This is a genomic window from Psychrobacter sp. CX14 (assembly GCF_057396205.2).
Map to the genome: position 1 here is coordinate 1,661,534 of NZ_CM183187.1, position 25,459 is coordinate 1,686,992.

Sequence of the window (25,459 nt, forward strand, 5' to 3'; positions counted from 1 at the left end):
ACCGGTTAACAGAGGGTTACCCCCTTTTATTTTAGTTTTGCTAATATAGCAGTCTCATTCAAAGTGCTATGCCTTTAAAGTAGAAAATATAGCCATTATTTTTGATACATAAAACCATTTCACTCGATAAAAATAAGCCATTATTATGACAAAGAAAACAGAAACATTACTTATTGACGGTCCTGCTGGCAAACTTGAAGTTGAAGCGTTATGGCAAAATGAGAATCCAGAAGATCCAGATACCAAAGCTGTGGCCTTACTGTGTCATCCGAATCCATTATATGATGGCACTATGAAGAACAAAGTGGTCACTACCTTATTTAATTTTGCCCGCGATGAAGGCATGCATGTGGTTCGTTTTAACTTCCGCGGGGCAGGGAAGTCAACCGGTGAGCATGACTATGCCAAAGGCGAGATTGACGATGCAATGGCTGTGCTGCAATGGATTAGCCAAAAGACACCGGCCAGAAAACTATGGCTTGGCGGTTTTTCATTTGGTGGATATATTACCGCTCGTGTGGCCGAGCAAGTGATGGTAACGCCGCACATTTGGGGCTTAGATGATATGGAAATTATCAAAGTGGTATTGATGGCGCCATCGGTTGAGAATAATGATGCCACCGACGTTGCGTTGCCGACCAAAAAGACCATTCAAATATACGGCGATGCAGATAGAGTCATTAGCCCAAGCTGTATGCAGCAGTTCGCGGATGACAAGCAGATTGAAGTGCATATTGTTGAAGGCGCAGGACACTTTTTCCATGGCCGTCTAACTGAGATCAAGTCGTTACTTGAGCAATATGCGGTTTAGAGTTAGCGGTTTGAGTTGCACATAGGTTAATACACTAAGATTATTAATGAATACATACGACATTTATGAGTCATCAGTTTAAGGGAATGGTTAAGCCACATGAATAAAACGCCAATACAAAAATATGAAGCAGCGGTTGCAACTGAAGAGTTTAATCACGATCCTATTCAACATGAAGCAATGACGTATCTCAATGGTGTCTATCATCAGTTACTTGAAAATACTGAAGAGAAAAAAGGTCTGTTTGGCTTTTTTAAGTCTGAGCCGACACCGCCAAAAGGGTTATATATGTGGGGCGGAGTAGGACGTGGTAAAACATGGATGATGGACATGTTTTTTGAGTCTGTACCACTACAGCGTAAAATGCGTATGCACTTTCACCACTTTATGCAGCGAGTACACAAAGAGCTCAATCAGTTGCAAGGCAGTAGCGATCCACTTGAGAAAGTGGCAGATATTATTCATAAAGAAGCGGTATTAATCTGCTTTGATGAGTTCTTCGTCTCTAACGTCTCAGATGCGATGATATTGGGTGATTTATTCACCATGCTATTTAGACGCGGCATTACCTTGGTGGCGACTTCCAATATTGAGCCATCAGGTCTCTATAAGGACGGGTTACACCGTGATCGCTTCATGCCGGCAGTCGCTGAGCTTGAAAAACACACCACGGTGATGAATATTGATTCGGGTATTGATTACCGTCTGCGTCTGTTACAACAAGCTGAGCTGTATAAATCGCCGCTGACTAAAGAAAATAGCCATTGGCTGGTTAACCGCTTTACCGCACTGTCTAATAATCAGAAAGTCTCAGAAGAGCCTATTGAGGTTAATGGTCGTATGATTAAAATCAATGCGCGCACAAAAACAGTGCTGTATTGTGACTTTCGTCAATTGTGTATGGAGCCACGCTCGGCTAATGACTTTATTGAGATTGCTAATAACTTCACGACTGTCTTGGTAGATAATGTACCGGCATTAAGTGATGTGTTGCGTGATCCGACTCGCCGCTTTATTTATATGGTTGATGAGTTTTATGATCGCCGTGTGAAGCTGCTGATTCGAGCAGAACAGACGATATTAGACTTGTATCAAGGTGAAAAGCTGGCGTTCGAAATTGAGCGTACTCGGTCACGTCTACTTGAGATGCAGTCTGAGGATTACTTAAAGCTTGAGCATCGTTTGGATGTTCAGCAAGCGCCTCAATAAAGATATATTAGTCTAATCAAATAAAAAGGTTGATTTAGCATGTGCTAAATCAACCTTTTTATTTGTCTGTTTTTTACTGGTATTGCTTTAGGCTGTCTATTAATAAATTTTGTTAGAAATAAAATTAATTGACGATGGTATTAAATGACACATTAATAGCTTTGTGAGCGGGAATAAGTTTGATATCCCAACGCAATGATTTATATTCTGAAAACGGAACTTTTTCCATTCTACCCTTCACAATTCTCATTAATGGGATATCGGTATAGTTATGATAATCAACAGAGCCTTGCACACTAGGCGGATAAGCTTCACCGGTAAATTCAGTATTGGCAGGAATGGGCAGAGTAACGGTGGTGTTTTGAATAGGGCGGTCAAGCATGTTGTTATAGGTCGCTCTATACTGAATAACGGTGCCGACCTTTGCGGTATTAACCGGTATATAAACCCGTTGTCCTGCACTGTTAACCACGATTTTCCCTGCGGTTAAGCTCATTTTTAGAGCGTCGTCTGCTTTAGCAGGTTGGGCAGAAAAAAGGCAGAAAAAAGTGCTGCTGCTTAGCAAGGTATAGGTTAATAACTTACTCTTCGGGGCGGTAATAAATCTCATTAGCCTTGAATTAACTGCGGTCAAGATAAACTCCTTTTTAATACTCGTTAACACGCTCAAAAGCTGCATATATCTTCAATGTATATGGGCAACTTTGGTGTCTAAAAACGGAGTATTAGGTGATAGATCAACTAATCCAACTCGCTCATGATAAGTGCCTTAACCATCAATAATACTTATTATTTAGGCTGCCGGCTGCTAGGCTAGGTATGGTCATAATACCTGTTTCTTAATTCAATTTTATTACAAACCCTAAAGCAAAGCGAGATGTCTTGAGTGTAAAGCCGACGATATTTGCAGATGCTCAAGTCATTTATGTCAATAGAGGTTGTGAGTGACAGCACTTGATTGCTTTATCTACATTATTTTTTAGCCTAAAGGTGATAATAATGATGATATTAGTATATTCAATATTTATTAACTAAATACTTATGCAATTGCCATTTAATTGAGGCAATAGATAAAGGCTATACTTTGACGTTATACTGAGGTCGTTACATGCGTTAACTCAAATTAGCACTTTGTATGATTTAGAATGCTAAAGAGGTGTCATAAATAATGAGATGGGCACACTCTACAATTAAAACTCAGGGATAATAAGTATGAATTACTACAATGACGTGGATGGCACTGAAACTCAGGAATGGCTTGATGCCTTTGAATCAGTCATCAAACATGCCGATAAAGACCGTGCTCAGTTCTTACTAAAAGCACTTTATAACATGGCAGTTCAAGAAGGTCTGCCATTCAACCGTCTAGATACTGCTTACGTCAATACGATTCCGGTAGAAGATGAGCCGACTTATCCAGGCGATCTAGGTATCGAACGTAAGATTCGTGCTTTGATTCGCTATAACGCGCTAGCAATGGTGATGCGTGCTAATCAAAATGATGATGACTTAGGGGGTCACCTAGCAACATTTGCCTCAAGTGCCACCCTATATGAAACAGGTTTTAACCACTTCTTCCGTGCTGCTAGCGATCATTTCGGTGGCGATATGATCTATTATCAAGGTCACTCAGCACCGGGTATCTATGCCCGTTCTTTCTTAGAGGGCCGTTTGACCGAAGAGCAGTTGGTTAACTTCCGCCGTGAAGTAGGCGGCAAAGGTTTATCCAGTTACCCGCATCCTTACTTAATGCCAGATTATTGGCAATTCCCAACCGTGTCTATGGGTCTTGGGCCCATCATGTCTATCTACCATGCCCACGTTGATAAATATCTGATTAACCGTGGTCTGCTTAAAGATGAAGGCCGTAAAATTTGGTCATTCTTAGGCGATGGTGAAACCGATGAGCCAGAAAGCTTGGGTGCTATATCATTAGCTGGCCGTGAAAAATTAGACAACCTAATCTGGGTGGTGAACTGTAATTTACAGCGCTTAGATGGCCCGGTTCGTGGTAACGGTAAAATTATTCAAGAGCTTGAATCTGTATTCCGCGGTGCTGGCTGGCGTGTGATTAAAGTCATTTGGGGCGGCCGATGGGATAGCTTGCTTGATAAAGACTACACCGGTGTACTTAAAAAACGTATGGAAGAGACGGTTGATGGTGAATATCAGCTGTATGAAGCCCGTGATGGTGCTTTCGTACGTAAAGAGTTCTTTGGTAAATACCCAGAGCTTGAAGAGATGGCTGAACAGTTAACAGATGACGATATTGTGCGTCTAAACCGTGGTGGTCATGACCCAATTAAGGTTTACACCGCCTTTAGTGAAGCCATGAAAACCAAAGGTCAACCAACGGTTGTACTTGTGAAAACCGTTAAAGGCTATGGATTATCTGCTCAAGCGCAAGCGTTAAACAAAGCGCACCAAATCAAGAAGATTGATAAAGAAGGTCTGGTTTATTTTCGTGACCGTTTTGATCTACCTTTCACTGATGAAGAGTTAGAGACGCTACCTTTTTATCGTCCTCATGAAGATTCTGCAGAAATGAAATATCTGCGTGGTCGCCGTGAGTCATTAGGTGGTCATTTGCCTAACCGCCGTAGTGGTCATATTCCACTAAATATTCCTGATTTATCTATCTTCGATAGAATCTTAAAAGGTAGTAACGGTAAAGAGCAATCAACGACAATGGTATTTGGTCGTCTGCTTGCTGCGATGTTAAAAAATAAAGATATCCAAGACCGTGTGGTACCTATTGTACCTGATGAGGCGCGTACCTTTGGTCTAGAAGGTATGTTCCGTCAGTTCGGTATTTATTCTTCTGCCGGTCAAACCTATACCCCAGAGGACAGCGATGCCTTGATGGGTTATAAAGAAGCCAAAGACGGCCATATGTTAGAAGAGGGCATTAACGAGGCCGGTGCGATGAGTGCGTGGATTGCGCTTGCGACCAGTTATTCAGTTAACGCTTTACCAATGATTCCGCTTTATATTTACTACTCAATGTTCGGTTTCCAACGCGTAGGCGATCTAGCATGGGCGGCAGGTGATTGTCAGGCTCAAGGCTTCTTACTAGGCGGTACAGCCGGTCGCACGACTTTAAATGGTGAGGGTCTACAGCACCAAGATGGTCATTCACATATCCTATTTAGTACGGTGCCTAACTGTGTGTCTTATGACCCATGCTTTGGCTATGAGTTAGCAGTGATTATTCATGATGGATTACGCCGCATGTACGCAGAGGGTGAGCGTATTTATTACTACATTACCTTGATGAACGAAAACTACGAGCAACCTGCGATGCCAGAGGGCGTAGAAGAGGGTATTAAGCGTGGTATGTATCTGTTAGAAGACAACAGCAATGCTCAAGGCAGCGCCCATGTACAGTTATTAGCCTCAGGGGTGATTTTACGTGAAGTTCAAAGAGCAGCACGTATCTTACAAGAAGAGTTTAATGTCAGTGCGAACGTTTGGAGTGTGACCAGCTTTAACGAATTAACCCGTGACGGTATGGCGTGTGATGACTACAACCGCTTGCACCCAATGGAAGAAGAAAAAGTGCCTTGGGTAACTGAACAATTAGCCAAACATGAAGGTGTCGTGGTTGCTGCAACAGATTATATGCGCAATTATGCAGAACAAATCAGAGGCTGGTTACCAGATAGCCGTCCTTACACCACGTTAGGTACTGATGGTTTTGGTCGTTCTGATAGCCGTGAGCAGCTACGTAACTTCTTTCATGTAAATGCTGAACATATCGTTGTTGCTACGCTTAAACGCTTAGCCGATGAAGGCGAAGTGGATATGCGGTTAGTGAAAGATGCGATTACCAGCTTAGGTATTGATGTTGATCAGCCACCGGCATGGCAGCAGCAGCCACACTTTGACCATTTCCCAGATGCTCCAGCACCAACAGAGATCAACCCAAATCCAGTTCCAGAGTATGTGGAAGAAGAGGATGATGAGATTGATACTGAAGGTCGTGCAGAAGACAAAGCAGATGCATCGCTGTTGAACGATGACGATATTGAAGAATAATCGACATTAAGTTATTCGGGCTTATGTAAGCTTATAGTTAAATCAAATCTATTAAGCTTGCATAAGTATCCGTTAACAACAGAGGCTATCTATTGTCTATAAATAAAAATATCTATAAATAAAACAGATACTCATAAAAGCTGGAGAAAAAAATGGAAATTAAAGTGCCCGATTTGGGAGTAGAAAGTGCTGAGGTGAGTGAAATTCTCGTCTCAGTGGGTGATACCATTGATGAAAACGATAATATTGTACTATTAGAATCTGACAAAGCAGCGGTTGAAGTACCAAGTTCAGCCAGTGGTACAGTGACTGCTATCAACGTTTCAGTTGGTGATTCAGTTAGTGAAGGTGTAGTTCTAATTGAGCTTGGTGCCGATAGCGGTTCAGAGCAGAGTAGCGATGATATAAACGCTGATGCTGGTGAATCTGATGCAGCTTATGACAATGATGAGGCGCAAGCTGAATCAGATAGCAAGTCAGAGGCGACCTCAAGTGATGACGAGCAAGAGGATGATACGGACGATGCGCCATCCGGTTCTGGCGAGACAGTCACTTATGCCTTACCAGATTTAGGTGTGGATGAAGCAGAAATTGCCGAAATCATGGTCAGCGTAGGTGATAGCATAGAGGCTGAGCAGTCGCTGTTATTGGTTGAGTCTGATAAAGCATCGGTAGAAGTACCATCACCAGTCGCCGGTACTGTTGAAGAAATTTTAATCTCAGCGGGCGATACTGTGGCCAATGGTCAAGATTATATTGTTATAAAAGGCAACGACTCAAAAGGTGATAATAAGAAATTAGAGCAGAAACCTGCGCAAAAAGAGTCAAAATCAAGTAACGGTACTAAAAAACCAGAAAGCAGTGCTAAATCAGACGTTCAAGCGGCTAAGCTTGCTCCGAAAGCCAGTGCTGGTTCAAAAGGTAGCTCAAAATCTCAAGCCAAGTTAAGCGAAGCAGAAGTTAATGGTAAGTTAGCCGATGTTTATGCCGGTCCTGCAGTACGTAAGTTGGCACGTCAGCTAGGCGTTGATATTACTCAAGTTGAGGGTAGTGCGATTAATGAGCGTATCTTAAAAGAAGATGTGTTTGATTACGTTAAATCGCACATGAAAAAAGAGACAACAGCTACCTCTGCTGCCGTAAGTACGGGTTCTGGTCTACCGTCACTACCGGATATGAGTAACACAGAGATTTGGGGCGAGATTGAGACGCAAGACTTAAGTCGTCTACAAAAAGTGTCAATACCGCAGCTTAACTATAATACGTATTTACCACAGGTTACTCAGTTTGACTTGTCAGATATTACGGATACTGAGGCGCTGCGTAAAGAGCTTAAGCCTGAATTTAAAGCTGAAGGTGTTGGTTTAACTATCTTGGCCTTTATTGTTAAAGCGACTGCTTATGCGCTACTGCAATATCCTAAATTTAACAGTCATTTAAGCGATGATAATACTCAAATTCACATTAGAAAGTCAGTGAATATGGGTATTGCTGTGGCGACCGATGATGGCTTGATTGTGCCAGTTATCAAAAATGCTCAAGATAAAGGCATCAAGCAGATTGCCATTGAAATCGGCGAACTTGCTGCTAAAGCGCGTGATAAGAAACTGGGCACTAAAGATTTACAAGGCGCAAGCTTTACCATCTCTAGCCAAGGAAACTTAGGCGGTACCTACTTTACGCCGCTAGTTAACTGGCCACAAGTTGGTATTCTAGGTGTGTCAGAGGCTACCATGCAGCCGCGCTGGGATGAGCAGAAGGGCACGTTTGAACCACGTCTAATGTTGCCTTTATCCTTGTCTTATGACCACCGTGTGATTAACGGTGCAGATGCAGCAGTATTTACCCGCTATATTGCGAAGTTATTGGCAGATCCACGTCGCATTTTACTATAACAGTAAATGCTTTAACTTTTAGAAAATCATAAATATCTAAAACCTCTGATTGGATAATCCAGTCAGAGGTTTTTTATATCTATGAGGTTAGCCAAGCTTTTTTGGTAAAGGTATTAGTATAACCGCCATCTGTCCTCTATAATATAGTGCTTCGTGGACAACCTAGTTAGCGTAATATGATTAAAAATCAGATGTACCAACAGTTCCGAAACAGAATTTATGACATTATTGAAAATGAAGCTTATCAAACGCCATTGAGCCGATTTTTTGATAAGTTTTTAATTATTCTAATTCTACTGAATGTATCTGCTGTGATTGCTGAGTCGGTAGACCGTATATACTTTCCTAACCAAGCACTTTTTACTGCGTTCGAGAATTTCTCAATTGCGATTTTTACAATAGAGTATTTGCTGCGTTTATGGGCAATTGTAGAGCGTGATGCGGACAAAGATCCGAGTATTCCGCATTGGAGGCGACGCTGGAATTGGATGAAAAGTCCAGGGGCAATCATTGATATCATCTCAATCTTGCCCGCCTTTGTGAACTATTTTGTTACCTTTGATTTACGCTTCTTAAGGGTATTAAGACTGTTTAGACTGCTCAAACTAACCCGTTATTTTGCGGCAATGCGAATTTTGTTAATCGTGCTGCACAAAGAAAAAGAATCGTTTAAAGCGGTTGTCTTTATTCTAATTATCATGATTGTTACGGCCTCAAGTGGTATTTATGTGGTTGAAAACCAAGCCCAGCCTGAGGTGTTTGAGTCGATTCCGAAGTCGATGTGGTGGGCGGTGGTAACATTGACCACGGTTGGTTATGGTGATGTTATTCCTGTGACCACTATGGGCAAATTCTTGGGGGCGGTGATTACTATCTTGGGTGTTGGTCTAGCCGCATTACCGGCCGGTATCCTAGCCTCTGGTTTGGCGTCTGAGCTTGATCAGCGTAGAGAGCAGTTAGAGCAGCGCTTTCGCGAGTTATTGCTTGAAGATGAGCATATGGATTTGACCAAAGACAAATACAAAATTGATCAAATCAGACGTGAGCTTGGACTCAACAAAGACCAAGCAGATGAAGTGATTACGCAGCTGTTACGTGAGAAAGAGTATGAAGACCGCTTAGCGGAGCTTGATAAGAAAAACTATTGCCCACACTGTGGTGAGCATTTATAAGCTAGAAATCTATCAAGTGATAAGTTAATCAGTTTAAACATTAACCGGCCGAGAAATACTATTGTTATAGGGCGTGTCCTCAATTCGTACGATTACATTTAAATGGGCTAAAAATAGCTAAATCTTGTCATACTGCCTCAACTAACGGGTAAATATCTCGATATTTACGGCATTACTTTCTTTGTCTGACTGCGATTTATCTTATTTTTATCACCATTTTCAAAATGAAGATACGCCCTAGTGTTTCTCGGCCGGTTTGTTTGATTTTAATACTTCAATATCTCAGTGCTTCGATATCTAAGTCAAACGACTAAAAGTAGACCCTAAGCGTATATGCGAGCCAAGTCTTTGCTAACTTGCTTTGCCATGTCGTCCATATCAGTGCCGGTTAACGGTAAATCTTTGACCGTAAAGCGCCATTCGCCCAACTCTCGGCTTAGTACCGCCACACATAATGCGCTGCTATCAGTACCTAATAAGGTCAAATCTGAGGCGTAAATTTCATTGCCTTCATCATCGCTAATATAGATATTGCCACGCTCAAGCTTATTAAGCGGATGCCCTTTATAGCTAGATACTAATAGAGCAATGTGCTCGGCATTTTGAGCTAAGCGAGGTAATCTAATCTCGATGGTTTCAACATCGACATTGCGGTCAAGCTCAGCAGTTGCGCCGCGATCCTTACCGTCTAAGCTATCGCCTTGATGGCGTACTGCGGAAGATTCGTCGCGTAATTGTTTAAACCATACCGTATCGACCACTTGTAATTTATCATCGAATATCACACAAGATAAATCAATATCCATGGTTTCTTTATTTTTCTTTAGGCGATTAATAAACCCTTTTTTGGTAACTTCGGTATATTTGAAGTTCAGACCAAATAGTAAGCTATTCCCTCGAATAGAGAGTTCACTGAGTAAATTTGATAAAGGCGCAGCGTCAGTTGATAAAGGGCTACTGTCAATAGGTTGGTTAGCTGTTGTGTCTGCGGCAGTATGGTTTGAAGCGGCCAAGTAGAACTCCTAATTAATCATAAGGATAAAGATGATGATTGTTTTTATAAGAACCTGTATTCATAAGCTACAGTTATGGTATTTTTAGAATAAAATGAGACAATACGAGGCAAAATTGGGTTGAATAGTCATTCTATTCGAGCCGAATTTTAACAAAGTAGTGGCTTGTTTTAGGCAAAAAGAGCCAATTATAGCTTGTGAATACAGGTTCTAAGATAGTGACAAAGATTATAACATTTTAATATCGGTCGGCCGACTAGGGCAGTGCTATATTTAGGTAATTACCCTAATCAGTTCAACTTTAAATAATCGGATGTGCATTTGAATATCAGCTTATTGATCAAAATGCTCGTCTTGTTTCACTGCATGAGACAGTATTTCTGGCTCAATAATGGTCAGCTTTTTGCCAAAGCCGCGCAGCCACCATACCAATTGCGAGGTTAGATTAACAGTGGCGATAATGGTCTGGGTATTATTCTCAGTGTCTTCAGTGACCACTTGATCATCGCTTAACTGGCTTTCCGTCAAGCTGGTACCGGCTTTACCATTGAATACCAGTTTTATCTTGGTGTTTTTGCCATGATTAGGTAAGTCTTTGAATAGATAATGCGCGAACCCCATACCGCCAGAATCTAGATAGGCTTCTAAATTAAAGCCTGCCGGAATTACCGCTTTGGTTTCCTCTACGGTTACTTCCGTAAAACGGTGTAGGGCAAAGGTGCGAATAATTTGCTCAGCATCGCCAACTTTAGTTGCCAGCAGATAAATCACCACACCGCGCTGCACAATGGCTATAGGGTTAAGCTGATATTCGCCAGGCTCGTCTTTATTGCGGCGGGTATAGCGCGCGCTAATCTGACATTCGTGGAAAATCGCTTGATAAATGGCGTCCTTACAGTCGCGACAAATTTTAGGCGCAATAAGCGGCTGCGTTGCCGGTTCAATACGTACGCGATCAAGCCAGTTGTGAGTGATTTTGCTGTCTTTTAACTGACGACGTGCCAAATCAAACCACGGGAATAATTCATCTAAAATAGCTGGCGGCAATAGCTGGGCTAAATTAGCCTCGACCATGTTAAAGGCTACCGCTTGAGATAGATTCATATGCGGCAAGCTTTGTACTGGGGCATCTTCTTTCCAGCGCCAACCTTGGGGATTGGCATTGTTTTTTTCGATAGGAAAGCGTTTGGACAGTGCATTCAAATCTCGCTGTACAGTACGTAAGCTGACATCGAAATTGGCCAGACGCAGCTGCTCATGTAAATGATGGGTACCGCGCCAACTACCACGTTCTAACAGGTTTAGCAGTTCCCACTGTCTGGCGGTGGTGGCCGTACTATTGGTAGGCGGCTTCGGCATGGCAGCAGTCTGTGAGGTATTGTCCTTGCTCATCGTCATATTAGTCATCATTTATTATGTAATTTATAACAGCCCAACTCTACGTCTATATTGCTTATCAATACCAGCTTAAAGTGAGGGCGATGATACGTGGCGACCTAGAATAGTGACCACGCGACTGATTAGAAATAATACTAAATATATTATAATAAAGCTAAAAATAGCATATTTTATCGCTTATCACTCAACTATAGACACAAAGTCATCAAACAAATATCAAAGGCATGAGTGATTATTTTTTATCTGTATTCGATTTTAAGCGCTGTGTCTCATTGGTAGACGTATCGGATGTGTCATTCGTATCACCTTCTGGCGGATTTAATTGCTCTTCCCACTTCTTAAGATTTTTAATAATTTTGCCAAACAAACTTGATTTGCGGTAGTGCCCTTTTTTGGTGGTGGTATCAACCGCAATATCTGCCAAAATAGTTAACGCTTCACTTAAGGTCTTAACGCCATAGATATGAAACTTCTTGGATTTAACGGCTTCAATAATATCATCTCGAAGCATTAACTGAGAAATATTGGCATGCGGTAAAATCACCCCTTGATGACCGGACAGACCTTGGTGTGAGCAAGCGTCAAAGAAGCCAGCAATCTTAGCATTAATGCCACCAACTGCTTGCACGCGGCCCAACTGATTCATGGAGCCGGTAATCGCTAAAGACTGAGCGATAGGCGCGCCGGCAAGAGCAGACAACAGCGCACAGGCTTCGGCAAGAGTCGCACTATCGCCATCAATATGCGCGTAACTTTGCTCAAATGCCAGTGATGCGGTGAAATTGAGTGGATGATAGGGGCTAAATAAAGCGCGCAGATAACTGTTCATAATGAGCATACCTTTGGCGTGTAAACTACCGCCAAGCTCAACATCACGCTCAATATCTAATATATCACCTGAGCCAACACTGTGCTGAACCACAGCGGTTAATAGGGCAGGTATGCCAAACTCACTATCCGCATAATCAACTATGGTTAAGGCGTTAATCTGACCGACTGCTTTGCCGCTGGTACTGATAAGCTGCTGCCCATCGGTAATCTCTTGCAAATACAGCTCTTTTAAGTAGCCCGCGCGGTAAGTAATATCGGTAAGTGCTTGCTTGATATGCTCTGCACTAACCAAATTTAATTTTTCCGTATTGGCATGGCGATTTGCCTCTAGCATTAATTGTATAAGGCGATCGGTATGCAGGCTAAGCTTGTTCTGATCTTCACATTGTAAGCTTAAATACTCCATAACAACCGCTTGAGCAGTATTGTCGAAATGATTTAAGTCATATTTAGCAATGATATCTACCATTCTTGAGCTCATCGCGACTTCATGAGCATGAGTGCGGCTGACCTCATCATGAAAATCAGCCCGTATCTTAAAGGTCGCGTTAAACTCCAAATCACGTTCGGCAAATTGATCATATAAATCCGGATCGCCCAATAAAATTACCTTTAGATTTAAAGGAATGGGTTCAGGTTGCAAACCAATACCGCCTAAAGCGTCAGTTTGGCGATAATTAGATAGGGTAAGCCTGCGAGATTGCAGAGTGCGTTTCAGCGCTTGCCATGCGTCAAGATGCTCAGCTAAATGACTGGCCTCTATTAATAGATAGCCACCATTGGCCTGATGTAACGCACCTGCTTCAATCATCATATGGTTAGACAGGGTACTACCAGATTGTAGAGTCTGCCCAATACAGCCTATCAGATTAGTGAGCTTAGGATACGGCTCAAAAATAATAGGCGCAGCATCACGAGTATGGCGTAGTCGCACCTGCGTTGTTGTGTTGGCTTGACTGACCATGATATTTAAGCAATAGCGGTCAGGTAATAGGCGCTGATTGTCCACCGAAAATCGCTTATCATCTCCCTCTGCAATGAGCGCAGCATTGGCAATCATATCCTCTTGCATTGCTTTTAGGTAATTAAGGAGTTTGGGATTATCTGCGTAGGTTTTAGTTAGTTTTTGATATAAAGGGGCCAGCGTTTGCTTGGCGGTTTGCTCATAAGATGCTTCGCTATTATTTAAGACGCTCGTATTTAAAACCCGCGTGAGCGTTTGCCATATCATCAATAATTGGTGCTGTAACTCTGGTGCAGCCTTAGGAGGTAGGGATATCGCTAAGGGGTGTAAGGGATTGTAAAAATTATGTGCGTACACCCAATCACAAAGCGCTGATTGTTTATGTCCTTGCTGCTGTAAATAACGGGTAATAAAAGTGCTCTTACCCAGTCCATTTTCTCCAACCGCAAACACATGATAGCCGGTAGCAGGAATATCGAAGGCTGTTTTTATAGCATGTACCGCACGGTTTTGGCCGAAATCTAATTTGGCTTTTGGGGCCAGTTTGGTTGAGGCGGGCAGGGTAGTGCTGTCTGTGTATTTTTTTAATTTAGAGACGCCAACTTTACAGCGCTGCTTGATTTGGGTTACGGTATTTTTATGTTTAATAGACGGTTTATAATGGTTTTTGGAAGGGTTAGACATAGTTAACTCAATGTTGAAAAGCAAAGCAAAGTGTGAAAATTATTATTGAGTATATCGCATGATAAAGTCGCGATACCATCTAAAAAAATCGTGAACGTGTTATAATGACTCGCTATGCTGCTTGGCTTGTTAAAAGATACGGTTCGAGTATATTGTAATACAGTAGAGTGCTGATAAGATGATGAATAACGCTAAATTTAATGTCATAAACAATCAACTAGATACCCTTGATAAGCGCTTGCTTTATGCCATTACTCAATTAAAGATTGAGGTGAGTGAAGAGCAGCGCCGTAGTCTGCTGCTGTATTTAGATAAGCTACTGTTTTGGAATAAGGCTTATAACCTAACCGCGATTAAACAGCCTGAAGAGGCGTTAACAAAGCATATTATCGATTGCTTAGCAATTTTACCGTATCTTAAGTCAGGTCGATTGCTTGATATTGGGACTGGGGCAGGTCTGCCTGGTGTGGTCGTCGCAATATGTCAGCCAGAGCGTGACATTACGGTATTAGACAGCAATCAAAAGAAAATCCGCTTTATCAAACAGTCTGTTAGTGAGCTTGGATTAACCAATGTCACACCGGTTGCCAGTCGTATTGAAAACTTTAATCCAGAAGAGTCTGAGAAATTCGATGTAGTTACCTCACGCGCTTTTGCCAGCTTGAGTGATTTTGTGGCAGCTTCTGCACCTAGAATGGCAGTCAATGGCTGGTTACAAGCGATGAAGGGTCTGGTTCCTGATGATGCAGATACTGAAGGCCTAAAACAAGATTGGGATATCACCAATATACCGCTGAGTGTCCCTTATCTAAATGAGACCAGACATTTAACTGAGCTCAATAGAAAAATCTAACTTAATTCATTAACTTTTAAACCAACCTGCTTTTATTGAGGTAACAAGAGTAACACTATGGAAATTCTGGCAATTGCAAACCAAAAAGGTGGTGTAGGTAAGACAACTACGGCGGTAAACTTGGCTTCAAGCTTGGCTGGCAGACGCAAAAAAGTGTTGCTGATAGATCTAGACCCTCAAGGCAATGCCACCACAGGTACTGGCCTTGATAAGCGTGAGCTTGAATTAAGTATTGCCGATGTACTGCTTGATGGGGTGAGCTTAAAAGACGCCACTTATCCTAGTCCGGCAGGTTTTGATGTCGTGGGTGCGAACCGCGATTTATCTGGTATTGATATCACCTTAATGGGTAAAAGTGACAGTCATCTATTGCTAGAGACGGCGATGCAGTCAATGCAGGGTTATGATTATATTATTATTGATTGTGCGCCAAGCCTTAACCTGCTGACCATTAATGCTATGGTGGCGACTCAAGGCGTCATTATTCCGATGCAGTGTGAGTATTATGCGCTTGAAGGTCTCGCAGACTTATCACAGACAATTGATCGATTAAAAGAGCTTAATCCACAGCTACATATCCGAGGCGTATTAAGAACATTATTTGATTCACGCAATACACTTGCAAATGATGTCTCTGCAGAATTAGAGGCGCATTTTGGTGATTTGATGTTTAAGACCATTATCCCGCGCAATATTCGATTGGCAGAAGCGCCGGCGCACGGTATGCCCGTTCTTGATTATGAGAAAAGCTCAAAAGGGGCGCAGGCGTATCGTAAACTTGCGACTGAAATTATTCGTCAAAGCAAGCAGCGCGCCACTGACTCGTAGTAAGCAATGAACCACAGGCTAACTAAATTAGATTAGGCCATTTTAACGGCTTGGTAAGTGTAAAAGTATGTCCGAATTTGTTAGGCTTATTGGCGAGGTGTTAAATTAACATCAGAATAAGTGATGATTGCCCTTGCAAGCTTCGCACAATTCATTAAAATGAACCTCCCCTGAAGTCGGGTAACAAATACATCATCATCTTTGGTTTTATAGTAATAAAATATTGTAAACTATTAACTTTATAGATCAGGTAGCGGGTAGTAGAGGAAAACCAACATGGCAAAGAAGCGTGGATTAGCTGCAAACCGAGGGTTAGATGCTCTACTCGGGTCTATTAAAAAAGAAAAAGCAATCACAGCTGCTGCCTTGCGTGATGACGTGCAAACTGCGCGTGAAGAAACAAGCGAGCCGTCCTCTGAACCAGCAAAGCCTACTGCCGCTGTAGCTAAAAAACCAGTTGCTAGAAAGAAGCCTGTTACAAGCAAAGCTGCTGTCGCTAAAGAGACTGTGGCAAGTGACATCTCTGATGAAGAGATGACGTTAGTCCAAATGAGTGTAGAGCGGTTGCAGGCAGGTAAATATCAGCCCAGACGTGATATGAGTGAGACGGCATTGGCGGAGCTGGCTTCATCGATTAAGCAGCACGGTGTTATGCAGCCGATCGTGATTCGCCCGTTACTTGCCTCTGAAGAAAAAGCATCTGACAGCATTACCCATGAGATTATTGCCGGTGAGCGCCGCTGGCGTGCTGCTAAAATGGCCGGTCAAACGACAATCCCTGCCATTGAACGTGCTTTATCTGATGAGCTTGCCATTGCCTTAGCGCTTATTGAGAACATTCAGCGTGAAGACTTATCAGTAATTGAGCAAGCCGCTGCATTACAGCGTTTTCATACTGAATTTGGTATGAGTCATGCGATGATTGCTGAAGTGGTGGGCAAGGCGCGTACCACGGTATCTAACTTATTGAGATTGAATCACTTACATGAAGATGTAAAACAGCATTTAAGTGAAGGCCATTTGGATATGGGTCATGCACGTGCGCTATTGTCTTTATCTTCCGAGCAGCAGCCAGTTATCGCTGATAAAATCATAGAAAACTCTATGACGGTTCGTGAGGCTGAAAAGCTGGTGAAATCTATTTTAAATCCTGAGAAAACCCAAAAAACCATAAAGGGTCAGGACAACATAGAGATTGATAAGCTAAATCAGCAGTTATCAGAATATTTGGGCGCGACGGTAAAATTAAAGCAGAAAAAAGGCGGCAAGGGCAGTATGGAGATTTTCTTTCATAGTCCAGAAGAGCTTGATGCTTTATTGCAGCATTTTAAGTAACTACTTAAGTAATTGCTTAAATAATCTAGTAATGATTCGACTGTAAGATAGTGGAAAGTATATAAATTTAAAAAGGGCATATGATGACAGTTTCTGCAGATAAAGACGCATCGTCCGCGCCTACCTCTGGTAAAAAGCTTGATGTAGGTCAGCCCTCATCATTAAATAAACCGTCAAAAGCCGATCGACCAGAAATCACTCATACCCAAACTTACTTTAGATTATTAAAGTATGTCAAACCCTACTGGTGGGCAATCTTGCTCACCATACTTGGGTTTGCGATTAACTCAGCGACAGAAGTCGGCATTGCCAAACTCATTCAGTTTATTACAGATGCTATCAATGATGGCACCCAAACTCAGCGAAATATATTTCCTTTCTTAATCGTCCTGCTATTCTTTGTTAGGGGCATCGGCTCATTTTTGGGTAATTATTTTGCGGCTTTTGTTTCACGTAACTTAGTCTATGAGATGCGTGTGGAAGTGTTTAATAAACTACTGACACTGCCCAACTCTTTTTATCTGGCCAATCCTTCTGGAACAATTTCCTCCAAGCTTATCTTTGATGTCGAACAGGTTACTGCAGCCAGCACCGATTCTTTAAAAATTATGCTGCGTGATGGACTGACGGTTGTTGGATTACTTGGGTTTTTGCTGTATTCAAACTGGCGCTTGACGCTTATTCTGTTTTTAGTATTACCGCCTATTCTGTGGCTGATTCGAATTGCGTCAAAACGATACCTTTCATTGTCTAAAGGTATTCAAAAAACTATGGGCGATGTGAGCCATATCACCAATGAGGTGATTACTGGCTATCAGGTTGTGAAGAATTACGGCGGTCAGGACTATGAAAAACAGCGTTTTAACAAAGCGTCGTTTAAAAACCTGAAACAGGGTATGAAGATAGTCATCACCAGTAGTATTAACACTCCAGCAGTTCAGTTATTAATGGCGCTAGCCTTGTCGATTGTAATTTGGCTAGCGCTGCGTCCAGAAGTCATTGCTGATACCACAGCCGGTGAATTTATTTCCTATCTAACGGCCGCAGGCTTACTAAGTAAACCAGTTCGCTCGTTAACAGATGTGAACCAAAAGCTGCAAAGAGGCATCGCTGCGGGTAAGTCCATATTTGACTTATTAGATGAGCCAGAAGAAGAAGATGTTGGGGTCGCCGCAGGTACTGTTAAGGGTAACATTCGTTTTGAAAATGTGTCTTTGCGGTATCCCGATGGTACGGTAGCTTTGGCTGATTTTAATTTAACGGTTAAAGAAGGAGAGACGGTTGCTTTTGTGGGTAAAAGCGGCGCTGGTAAAACGACCTTGGTTAATTTATTAACCCGTACCTTTAGCCCGACCAGTGGTACCATCTATATCGATGGCTTACCGATTAATGATATCTCGTTAACCTCATTACGTTCACAGATTGCTATGGTCAATCAGCAAGTTGTGCTGTTTAATGAGACAGTACGAAGCAACATTGCTTATGGCGATTTGGCTTCTAAATCAGAAGAAGAGGTTATAGCTGCAGCAAAAGCGGCCTTTGCACACGACTTTATTATGAATTTGCCGAATGGCTACGATAGCTCAATTGGTGCAGAAGGTCTGCAGCTTTCAGGGGGTCAGCGTCAGCGTCTCTCTATCGTACGTGCGTTACTAAAAGATGCCCCGATACTCATTTTAGATGAGGCGACAAGTGCGCTAGATAATGAGTCTGAGTATTATATTCAGCAAGCGTTAGAGAATGTGATGAAAGACAGAACCACTTTGGTCATCGCGCATCGTCTAACCACGATTGATTCTGCTGATAAGATTGTCGTATTAGATAAAGGGCGTATTGTCGAATCAGGTAGTCATGATGAGTTGATGGCACTCGGTGGTCAATACAAGCAAATGTATGATAGAGACTTTGCGGAAAGCCAATACAATACACAAGAAAATAACGGTTTATAAGCGTTATGATTTGTGATTTGTAGTATTCATAATAACATAATAAGTAGGAAGGCAGTTTGGGTTATCTAAGCTGCCTTATTATTATAAACTATCTGAAACTCTTATAACCCGCCTTTAATAGCAATTATTATGACAACAAGTTCGCAGCAGACAAATAAGCCTACCAAATCTGAGTCTAGTATAGAGCTTGGTTTAGTTCAGGCTTGGCAACAGCAAGCGAGGTGGCTTTGGTTGCTATGGCCATTAAGCGCCTTATATGGCGGTGTCACTTTTGTAAAACGTCAGCTGTATCAATCAAAGCTGCTGTCAAGCTATCGTGCGCCTGTACCGGTTATGATTATTGGCAATATCACGGTGGGTGGTAGTGGTAAGACGCCGCTGATTATTGAGCTGGTACAGTATTTACAGCAGCAGAATATTAAAGTCGGGGTTATCAGTCGAGGTTATGGCGGCGACGAGTCCCTCATGCCAGCATTGGTTACCGAAGATAGTCAGCCAAGCCAAGTGGGTGATGAACCTTGCTTAATTGTGCGAGAGACAGGCGTTGCAATGGTAGTCTGCCCAAATCGTCAACTTGCCATTGAGTGCGTATTACAGCATGCACCAGAGACACAATTAATTATCGCCGATGATGGCCTGCAACACTATAAGCTACAACGCGATATTGAATGGATAGTGGTCGATAGTGATAGGGGGTTTGGTAATAAGCAGCTGCTGCCGACTGGGTTTTTACGTGAGCCAATTAGTCGTCTAAAAGAAGCGACAGTTATCTATCATCAGGCGACAGCAACCGAGGCATCAACCGTAGCCAACCAACCTGATAAGCCCTTGATGATGCGCTTGGCACCTGCACCGTTGCAGCCGTTGAATAACAGTGCTAGAAATCATAATTATACTTACAGTCCATCTCAGAGCTTAAATATCAGCTCTGCCAATAATCAAAAAACGGTATATGCAGTCAGTGGCATTGGCTACCCAAAACGTTTTTTTGATACATTACGCCATCTAGGATTTAAGGTCATCGAAAAGCCGATGCCAGATCATCATAATTTTGCAGTCAGTGATTTAGATACGTTAACCGATTATCCAATTGTGATTACTTCAAAAGATGCAGTAAAAATTGAGCCTTTGGTCGCTAATAACACCTCTTTACATCAGTTATCTATTTGGGTATTACCGGTACGTGCCACGCTATCAGAAAATTGCTATCACACTTTAATGAAGCAGATTAACGCCTTAGGGATAGAGTAAATAAATATCATAGGCTTATCGATATATTTTTAATCATATAATAAGAGAGACTTATCATGAGTGTTACTAAGTCTACATTGACTTCATCACTATCAAAAGTACATATTGTTATTCCTGCACGCCTTAGAAGTACCCGACTACCCGGTAAGCCGCTGTTAAAGATTCATGGTAAGCCAATGATATTGTGGGTAGCGGAAAAGGCAAGTCAGGCAACCTTTGCAGATGATTTGTGTATTGCGACCGATGATGAAGGTATTGCCAATGTGTGCCGAGAAGCCGGTTATGATGTGGTGATGACAGATGCTGCTCATGAATCAGGAACAGACAGACTCAGTGAAGTAGCCCGTATTAAAGGCTGGGATGCGGATGATATTGTGGTAAACATGCAGGGCGATGAGCCGCTGATACCGGCGCAGTTATTAGAGCAGGTCAAGGATCTGTTAATCGATAAGCCAGATTGTGTGATGTCTACTTTATATGAGCCTATTTTAACGCATGAAGAGTTTTTACGCCCATCAGCGGTTAAGGTCGTCACAGACAGCTTAGGTCATGCGTTATACTTTAGTCGAGCGCCTATTCCTTGTGATCGCGCCCATGCGATGGCACTGGCTAATAAACAGCAGTTGCATAATCAAGACGATAACAACTCTGAATCTGACTCATCACATGCTCCTCATTTCAATGTGCCAAACAGTGCCAACCGCCACTTAGGTATTTACGCTTATCGGGTACGCTTATTGCAAGATTTTGTTCAATGGCCTAAAGGTACATTAGAAGGATTAGAGAGTTTAGAGCAGCTACGTGTGCTTGAAAACGGAGGTAAAATTGCCATTACTAAAGCAGCGCTACAATTACCGGTAGGAGTGGATACGCAGCAAGATTTAGAGCGATTAAATCAAATGCCTATTAGCGAGCTACAATAAAGCCCAATAGTTTAGAGTAAGACAGAGACTCCTTTCGATAACATAACAGGCACTACTATGATGCATCCAGAGGATGGCTTAACCGACGTATATTTTGCGCCCATATTGCCATGGCAGCAGCAGACGTGGCAGCATTTGATTGCCCGTTATGAACGCCTGCCTCATGGACTGCTATTTGCTGGTATGCAAGGTATTGGTAAGCGGGCTTTTGTCTGGCGATTTGTGGCATGGCTTTTGTGTGACAATCGCCTAGATCATCCCGAAGGTGCTTGTGGGCAGTGTCAAAGCTGTCAGTGGCTGATGTCAGGGACGCATCCTGATTTGCAAGTATTGCCGATATCGAGTCTGCTAGTCAGCAGTGATGATGAGTCAAACGATACGGCTAATAGTAAAACTCGTACAAAGAGTAAAAAAAGCGCGAAGGATAGTGATACTAAAAAGCCTGCTAAGTCCTCAATAAAAGTCGATGATATTAGGGAGTTGCAGCCCTTTATTAGTCAAGGTAGTATGGGACGACGCGTGTGTGTGATTGATAATGCAGACACAATGACGGTTGCTGCGGCTAATGCCTTGTTAAAGACATTAGAAGAGCCCAGAGAGGGCATCCATCTATTATTAATTACCGATATGGCGACCAAACTACTGCCCACTATTAAAAGCCGAGTGCAGCAAGTGGCCATCGATCATATACAAGCAGACAGCGTAAAAGCTTATCTTACTCAAGCCATACGTGCTCAGGGTTTGGTAAATGTGCAAAATGATAACGATATGCAGCAGCAAATTGAGCAGGCACTAAAGCTTGCCAATGGCGCGCCTTTAGCAGCGTTGGATATGCTAAGCTGCGATTGGTATGCCTATCGGGAGACGTGGATTAAAGCATGGCTGGCAATGCGGGTTGGTAAGCGAAGTAGCATTGCTGCTAGCGACTACTGGCAAAAGACATTAAGTCTAGAGAGTTTTATTCGATTATCAGAATTTATGTTGATGGATTTTAGTCGTCAAAGTATGGGCATACCTGCCTTACAGCAAGACTTAAATCTAGAGGGCTATGACAGTGTAATAGCGCTTAAGTTAGATGCCATACAACAGGTGATGTTAGTGATGAATGATATTAAGCAAGCGATTCATCAAAATGTACAAGACAAATTCGCTTATAATCGCATTATGTCTGCATTGGCAGTCCTATAATGAGTGACATAGCGGATAGGGATTATTCTGCTATTAGGAGAAAGTAACATAGCTGTGATACAAACAGAGCCATTATTACACTACGATATTGAAGATGTGCAGCAGCTATATGCAAGCTATCTTCCTTTTGTTATGGGCGGGGCGGTGTTTATTCCGGTCGCTAGTAGCCAGTATCAGTTGGGTGATAGTGCTAGCGTTCTTATCCGCTTGCCAGATGCAAAAGCAGATATTGCTATTAGTGGGCATGTGGTTTGGATTAATACAAAATCGCAAGCAGGCAGGCCTAAGGGTATTGCCATTCAGATAGCAGATAACAAGTTGGGGCAGAGCTTAAACGAGGATATCGAACAGCGTTTAGCTAACGCGGGCATGACAGACTCTTTGCAAGCCACTTATACCATGTAGTGTCTATTATCTAATAGATTATTATCTAGGGTAATCATATCTAATAAAGCAAAGTGTCTAATATCAAGATTGCAGATATTAAAACTTACAGACGAAAAAAAGAGCTCATTAAGAGCTCTTTTTTATGCTTATAAGTTAACCATTATTGGTCAGATAACCAGTAATATAGGCGACTTATTTTTCAAGAATACAGGTTACGCCTTGGCCACCAGCAGCACAGATAGAGATGAGTGCACGGCCTGAACCTTTTTGGTCAAGTAATTTAGCAGCAGTGGCTAAAATACGACCACCGGTTGCTGCAAATGGGTGACCTGCCGCTAATGATGAACCATTAACGTTAAGCTTGCTACGATCAATTGAACCTAGCGGTGCATCAAGACCTAGACGCTCTTTACAGAAAGTCTCATCTTCCCAAGCAGCCAAAGTAGACAATACTTGTGACGCGAAGGCTTCATGGATTTCATAGAAATCGAAGTCTTGTAGTGTCAGGCCAGCTCGCTCAAGCATACGTGGTACTGCATACGCAGGTGCCATCAATAAACCTTCTTTAACGCCATCTTTACCGATGAAGTCTACAGCAGCAGTTTCTTGATGTACGATATAAGCCAGTGGCTTGAGACCATGAGCTTCAGCCCACTCGTCTGTACCTAATAATACACAAGATGCACCATCAGTTAGTGGCGTAGAGTTAGCAGCTGTCATCGTTGGGTTCGCATTACGCTTACCAAATACAGGTTTTAGAGTTGCTAACTTCTCAAGTGAAGAATCTGGACGTAGGTTGTTATCGCGGGTTAGACCTTTGTATGGGGTGATAAGGTCATCGAAGAAACCTTCGTCATAAGCGCGTGCTAGGTTATGATGGCTCTTAACTGCTAGCTCATCTTGTGCTTCACGGCTGATGTTCCACTCAAGTGCTGTTACCGCTTGGTGTTCGCCCATTGACATGCCAGTACGTGGCTCGCCATTTTGTGGTGCATCGATAAGCTCTTTAGGATTGATGCTAGTTAGAGCGCTTAAACGTTGCTTGTTTGTTTTTGCTGCACCAAGTTTGATTAGGGCTTTACGTAGGCCGTCACCAACAGCGATAGGCGCGTCAGATGTGGTATCAACACCACCGGTAATGGCTGAATCGATAATACCTAGTGCAATTTTGTTTGCAGAAGCGAAAGTCGCTTGTAGACCAGTACCACAAGCTTGTGAGATATCATAAGCAGGCGTTTGTGGATCAAGCGCTGTATTCAATGCAGACTCACGCGTTAGGTTTAAATCGCGGCTAAGCTTTAATACAGCACCGGCCACAACTTCACCAACACGCTCGCCTTGTAATTCATAACGTTCAACAAGCCCATTTAATGCGGCGCTTAGCATGTCAATATTGCTGGCATCAGCATAGGGACCATTTGAGCGTGCGAATGGGATGCGGTTACCACCTAAGATGGCAACGCGGCGAGTTGAGTTGTTAGAAGAGTTAGACATTGAAGCTTCCTTTTTAGGCGTGGGTTTAGTGCCAGCTGCTTTATCTTTATTATCAGTGTCCTTACTTTCAGTCTCTGATTTAGATGCAGTGTTTGGCTGATTATCTTGTTTCTTGCTAGCCGCTGAATCGTCAGCAGATTTTTTGTCGTCTTCTTTTTTATCCGCTTTAGCGTCTTTTTTGTCGCTGCTTTGTTTAGGAGACTCTTTTTCTTTGCTGTTCGTTTTTGAGCTGTCTTTTGCCGCATCATCATTAGACTCGTCTGCTGACATATTGTCTTCTTGCTCAGCTTCGGCTTTCGCATTTTCGATGATTTTTTGCTTAGCAGCCCTGTCTTCAATAATCACTTCATCAGCATGAGTTTTTGGTGAGGAAACGACCTCGCTTTGAAGCTCTGAGAAGTCTGCTTGTTCAGTTTGCTCATTGGCTGAGTTATTGGTATTTTCATCTAATAATGACTTACCACCCTTGCTCACAACAGTTGAGGTTACGGCAGAATCATTTTTTGGTTGGTTAGAATTGCTCATTTAATATCCTTATGTTTAACATCAATTTTTATTGGCACAGATTTTATTGGCACAGAGATTTTAATATGTGTCTAAAAAAATAGGGTTTAGAGGGTTTAATGCATTAAAAAGTACCAGTGAGTAAAGTATCAGTGAGTATGGATAATAGTAATTACTAACAAGCACTAACAATGACCTCTATGCATTAAGACTATAATCCCATTTAATTTATCATTAAACAATGCTACGTCCGTAACAACGAACATTAAAACAATGCTTACTTAAAGAGTAGTAATCTTCATGTGGTAATTTTAACATTGTTATATAAACATTATGGTGAATATTGTTCTATAATAATATAATGTTATCGTTGCTGGGTTTATTCATAACCTTAGGTTTGATTTTAGCATATCAGCCATAATAGGCAATCTTGGCTTATGGGTCTAAGTATATTATCTCGGTATGATAATTATTTGCTAAGTTAAGCGAAGACAGTAGCTTAATGTCATTACCTAAGGGACCAATCATTTGTAGATAAGGGCATTCTATATAATATAGAGACTCAATGCTGTTATCATTTTATAAATGAGGAATCAGTCTAACTGCTCCTTAATAAAAATATGAACTGCTCAGTCGCGGTTTTCCATTTAATCCATGCTATTAAATTTGAAAAGTTGATGATTTATCATCATTATTGTCGTTAGTGATATAATTATTAGAGTATGGTCAGCA

18 protein-coding genes are annotated in these 25,459 nt (G+C 42.1%); 13 read left to right on the forward strand and 5 right to left on the reverse strand.

Features of this window, described 5'->3' with window-relative positions:
• The first annotated feature begins 145 nt into the window (after positions 1–145).
• The gene (locus AC2SLO_RS06865; RefSeq protein ID WP_486541323.1) at positions 146–811 is read left to right on the forward strand and encodes an alpha/beta hydrolase; all 666 of its coding nucleotides are present in this window, start codon (positions 146–148) and stop codon (positions 809–811) included.
• A 99-nt stretch (positions 812–910) separates the two neighbouring features.
• Entirely contained in the window at positions 911–2,020 is a 1,110-nt protein-coding gene (gene zapE / locus AC2SLO_RS06870) for a cell division protein ZapE (protein ID WP_486541321.1), read from the forward strand.
• A 124-nt stretch (positions 2,021–2,144) separates the two neighbouring features.
• Here zapE and AC2SLO_RS06875 read toward each other — a convergent pair whose 3' ends face one another.
• Complete coding sequence (locus AC2SLO_RS06875) at positions 2,145–2,654, reverse strand: hypothetical protein (protein WP_486541319.1); 510 nt, start codon at positions 2,652–2,654, stop codon at positions 2,145–2,147.
• A 578-nt stretch (positions 2,655–3,232) separates the two neighbouring features.
• On the opposite strand from AC2SLO_RS06875, the gene aceE reads away from it, so the two are divergent.
• The 3 genes from aceE (at position 3,233) to AC2SLO_RS06890 (ending at position 9,125) form a co-directional block, all read left to right on the forward strand.
• Positions 3,233–6,058 carry a pyruvate dehydrogenase (acetyl-transferring), homodimeric type gene (gene aceE, locus AC2SLO_RS06880; protein WP_486541317.1) on the forward strand — a complete coding sequence of 942 codons (2,826 nt, stop codon included), beginning with the start codon at positions 3,233–3,235 and terminating at the stop codon, positions 6,056–6,058.
• Positions 6,059–6,210: 152 nt separating this feature from the next.
• The gene (locus AC2SLO_RS06885) at positions 6,211–7,953 is read left to right on the forward strand and encodes a 2-oxo acid dehydrogenase subunit E2 (protein ID WP_486541315.1); all 1,743 of its coding nucleotides are present in this window, start codon (positions 6,211–6,213) and stop codon (positions 7,951–7,953) included.
• Positions 7,954–8,129: 176 nt separating this feature from the next.
• Complete coding sequence (locus tag AC2SLO_RS06890) at positions 8,130–9,125, forward strand: ion transporter (protein ID WP_486541313.1); 996 nt, start codon at positions 8,130–8,132, stop codon at positions 9,123–9,125.
• Between the two features lie 323 nt (positions 9,126–9,448).
• Here AC2SLO_RS06890 and AC2SLO_RS06895 read toward each other — a convergent pair whose 3' ends face one another.
• The 3 genes from AC2SLO_RS06895 to AC2SLO_RS06905 form a co-directional block, all read right to left on the reverse strand.
• Entirely contained in the window at positions 9,449–10,138 is a 690-nt protein-coding gene (locus AC2SLO_RS06895) for a TerD family protein (RefSeq protein WP_486541311.1), read from the reverse strand.
• A 333-nt stretch (positions 10,139–10,471) separates the two neighbouring features.
• Positions 10,472–11,536, reverse strand: a complete 1,065-nt coding sequence (locus tag AC2SLO_RS06900; protein ID WP_486541309.1) for a helix-turn-helix transcriptional regulator — start codon at positions 11,534–11,536, stop codon at positions 10,472–10,474.
• Positions 11,537–11,768: 232 nt separating this feature from the next.
• Positions 11,769–14,015 (reverse strand): Lon protease family protein, encoded by a 2,247-nt coding sequence (locus AC2SLO_RS06905; protein WP_486541307.1) that lies wholly within the window; start codon positions 14,013–14,015, stop codon positions 11,769–11,771.
• A 178-nt stretch (positions 14,016–14,193) separates the two neighbouring features.
• Here AC2SLO_RS06905 and rsmG point away from each other — a divergent pair, with 178 nt between their 5' ends.
• The 8 genes from rsmG to AC2SLO_RS06945 all read left to right on the forward strand — a co-directional run bounded on the left by rsmG (position 14,194) and on the right by AC2SLO_RS06945 (position 22,747).
• Entirely contained in the window at positions 14,194–14,868 is a 675-nt protein-coding gene (gene rsmG, locus AC2SLO_RS06910) for a 16S rRNA (guanine(527)-N(7))-methyltransferase RsmG (protein WP_486541305.1), read from the forward strand.
• A 57-nt stretch (positions 14,869–14,925) separates the two neighbouring features.
• Positions 14,926–15,696 carry a ParA family protein gene (locus AC2SLO_RS06915; protein ID WP_486541303.1) on the forward strand — a complete coding sequence of 257 codons (771 nt, stop codon included), beginning with the start codon at positions 14,926–14,928 and terminating at the stop codon, positions 15,694–15,696.
• A 276-nt stretch (positions 15,697–15,972) separates the two neighbouring features.
• Entirely contained in the window at positions 15,973–17,031 is a 1,059-nt protein-coding gene (locus tag AC2SLO_RS06920; protein WP_486541301.1) for a ParB/RepB/Spo0J family partition protein, read from the forward strand.
• 80 nt (positions 17,032–17,111) lie between these two features.
• Positions 17,112–18,980, forward strand: coding sequence for a lipid A export permease/ATP-binding protein MsbA (gene msbA / locus AC2SLO_RS06925; RefSeq protein ID WP_495637061.1), 1,869 nt, complete (start codon positions 17,112–17,114; stop codon positions 18,978–18,980).
• A 129-nt stretch (positions 18,981–19,109) separates the two neighbouring features.
• Entirely contained in the window at positions 19,110–20,231 is a 1,122-nt protein-coding gene (lpxK, locus tag AC2SLO_RS06930; RefSeq protein WP_486541297.1) for a tetraacyldisaccharide 4'-kinase, read from the forward strand.
• A gap of 56 nt (positions 20,232–20,287) precedes the next feature.
• Positions 20,288–21,154 carry a 3-deoxy-manno-octulosonate cytidylyltransferase gene (gene kdsB, locus AC2SLO_RS06935; protein WP_486541295.1) on the forward strand — a complete coding sequence of 289 codons (867 nt, stop codon included), beginning with the start codon at positions 20,288–20,290 and terminating at the stop codon, positions 21,152–21,154.
• Between the two features lie 60 nt (positions 21,155–21,214).
• A complete protein-coding gene (locus AC2SLO_RS06940; protein ID WP_486541417.1) occupies positions 21,215–22,342 on the forward strand; it encodes a DNA polymerase III subunit in 1,128 nt (375 codons plus the stop codon).
• A 54-nt stretch (positions 22,343–22,396) separates the two neighbouring features.
• The gene (locus tag AC2SLO_RS06945; RefSeq protein WP_486541293.1) at positions 22,397–22,747 is read left to right on the forward strand and encodes a PilZ domain-containing protein; all 351 of its coding nucleotides are present in this window, start codon (positions 22,397–22,399) and stop codon (positions 22,745–22,747) included.
• 174 nt (positions 22,748–22,921) lie between these two features.
• On the opposite strand, the gene AC2SLO_RS06950 is transcribed toward AC2SLO_RS06945, so the two are convergent.
• Positions 22,922–24,748, reverse strand: coding sequence for an acetyl-CoA C-acetyltransferase (locus tag AC2SLO_RS06950; protein WP_486541291.1), 1,827 nt, complete (start codon positions 24,746–24,748; stop codon positions 22,922–22,924).
• Between the last annotated feature and the right edge of the window lie 711 nt (positions 24,749–25,459).

Bases quoted from the DNA above. Each gene is read 5' to 3' on its own strand.
- AC2SLO_RS06940 (WP_486541417.1), top strand. From the start codon at position 21,215: ATGCATCCAGAGGATGGCTTAACCGACGTATATTTTGCGCCCATATTG.
- AC2SLO_RS06900 (WP_486541309.1), bottom strand. From the start codon at position 11,536: ATGACGATGAGCAAGGACAATACCTCACAGACTGCTGCCATGCCGAAG.
- msbA (WP_495637061.1), top strand. From the start codon at position 17,112: ATGATGACAGTTTCTGCAGATAAAGACGCATCGTCCGCGCCTACCTCT.
- AC2SLO_RS06920 (WP_486541301.1), top strand. From the start codon at position 15,973: ATGGCAAAGAAGCGTGGATTAGCTGCAAACCGAGGGTTAGATGCTCTA.
- zapE (WP_486541321.1), top strand. From the start codon at position 911: ATGAATAAAACGCCAATACAAAAATATGAAGCAGCGGTTGCAACTGAA.
- kdsB (WP_486541295.1), top strand. From the start codon at position 20,288: ATGAGTGTTACTAAGTCTACATTGACTTCATCACTATCAAAAGTACAT.
- lpxK (WP_486541297.1), top strand. From the start codon at position 19,110: ATGACAACAAGTTCGCAGCAGACAAATAAGCCTACCAAATCTGAGTCT.
- AC2SLO_RS06865 (WP_486541323.1), top strand. From the start codon at position 146: ATGACAAAGAAAACAGAAACATTACTTATTGACGGTCCTGCTGGCAAA.
- AC2SLO_RS06950 (WP_486541291.1), bottom strand. From the start codon at position 24,748: ATGAGCAATTCTAACCAACCAAAAAATGATTCTGCCGTAACCTCAACT.
- AC2SLO_RS06885 (WP_486541315.1), top strand. From the start codon at position 6,211: ATGGAAATTAAAGTGCCCGATTTGGGAGTAGAAAGTGCTGAGGTGAGT.
- AC2SLO_RS06915 (WP_486541303.1), top strand. From the start codon at position 14,926: ATGGAAATTCTGGCAATTGCAAACCAAAAAGGTGGTGTAGGTAAGACA.
- AC2SLO_RS06890 (WP_486541313.1), top strand. From the start codon at position 8,130: ATGATTAAAAATCAGATGTACCAACAGTTCCGAAACAGAATTTATGAC.
- AC2SLO_RS06905 (WP_486541307.1), bottom strand. From the start codon at position 14,015: ATGTCTAACCCTTCCAAAAACCATTATAAACCGTCTATTAAACATAAA.
- aceE (WP_486541317.1), top strand. From the start codon at position 3,233: ATGAATTACTACAATGACGTGGATGGCACTGAAACTCAGGAATGGCTT.
- rsmG (WP_486541305.1), top strand. From the start codon at position 14,194: ATGATGAATAACGCTAAATTTAATGTCATAAACAATCAACTAGATACC.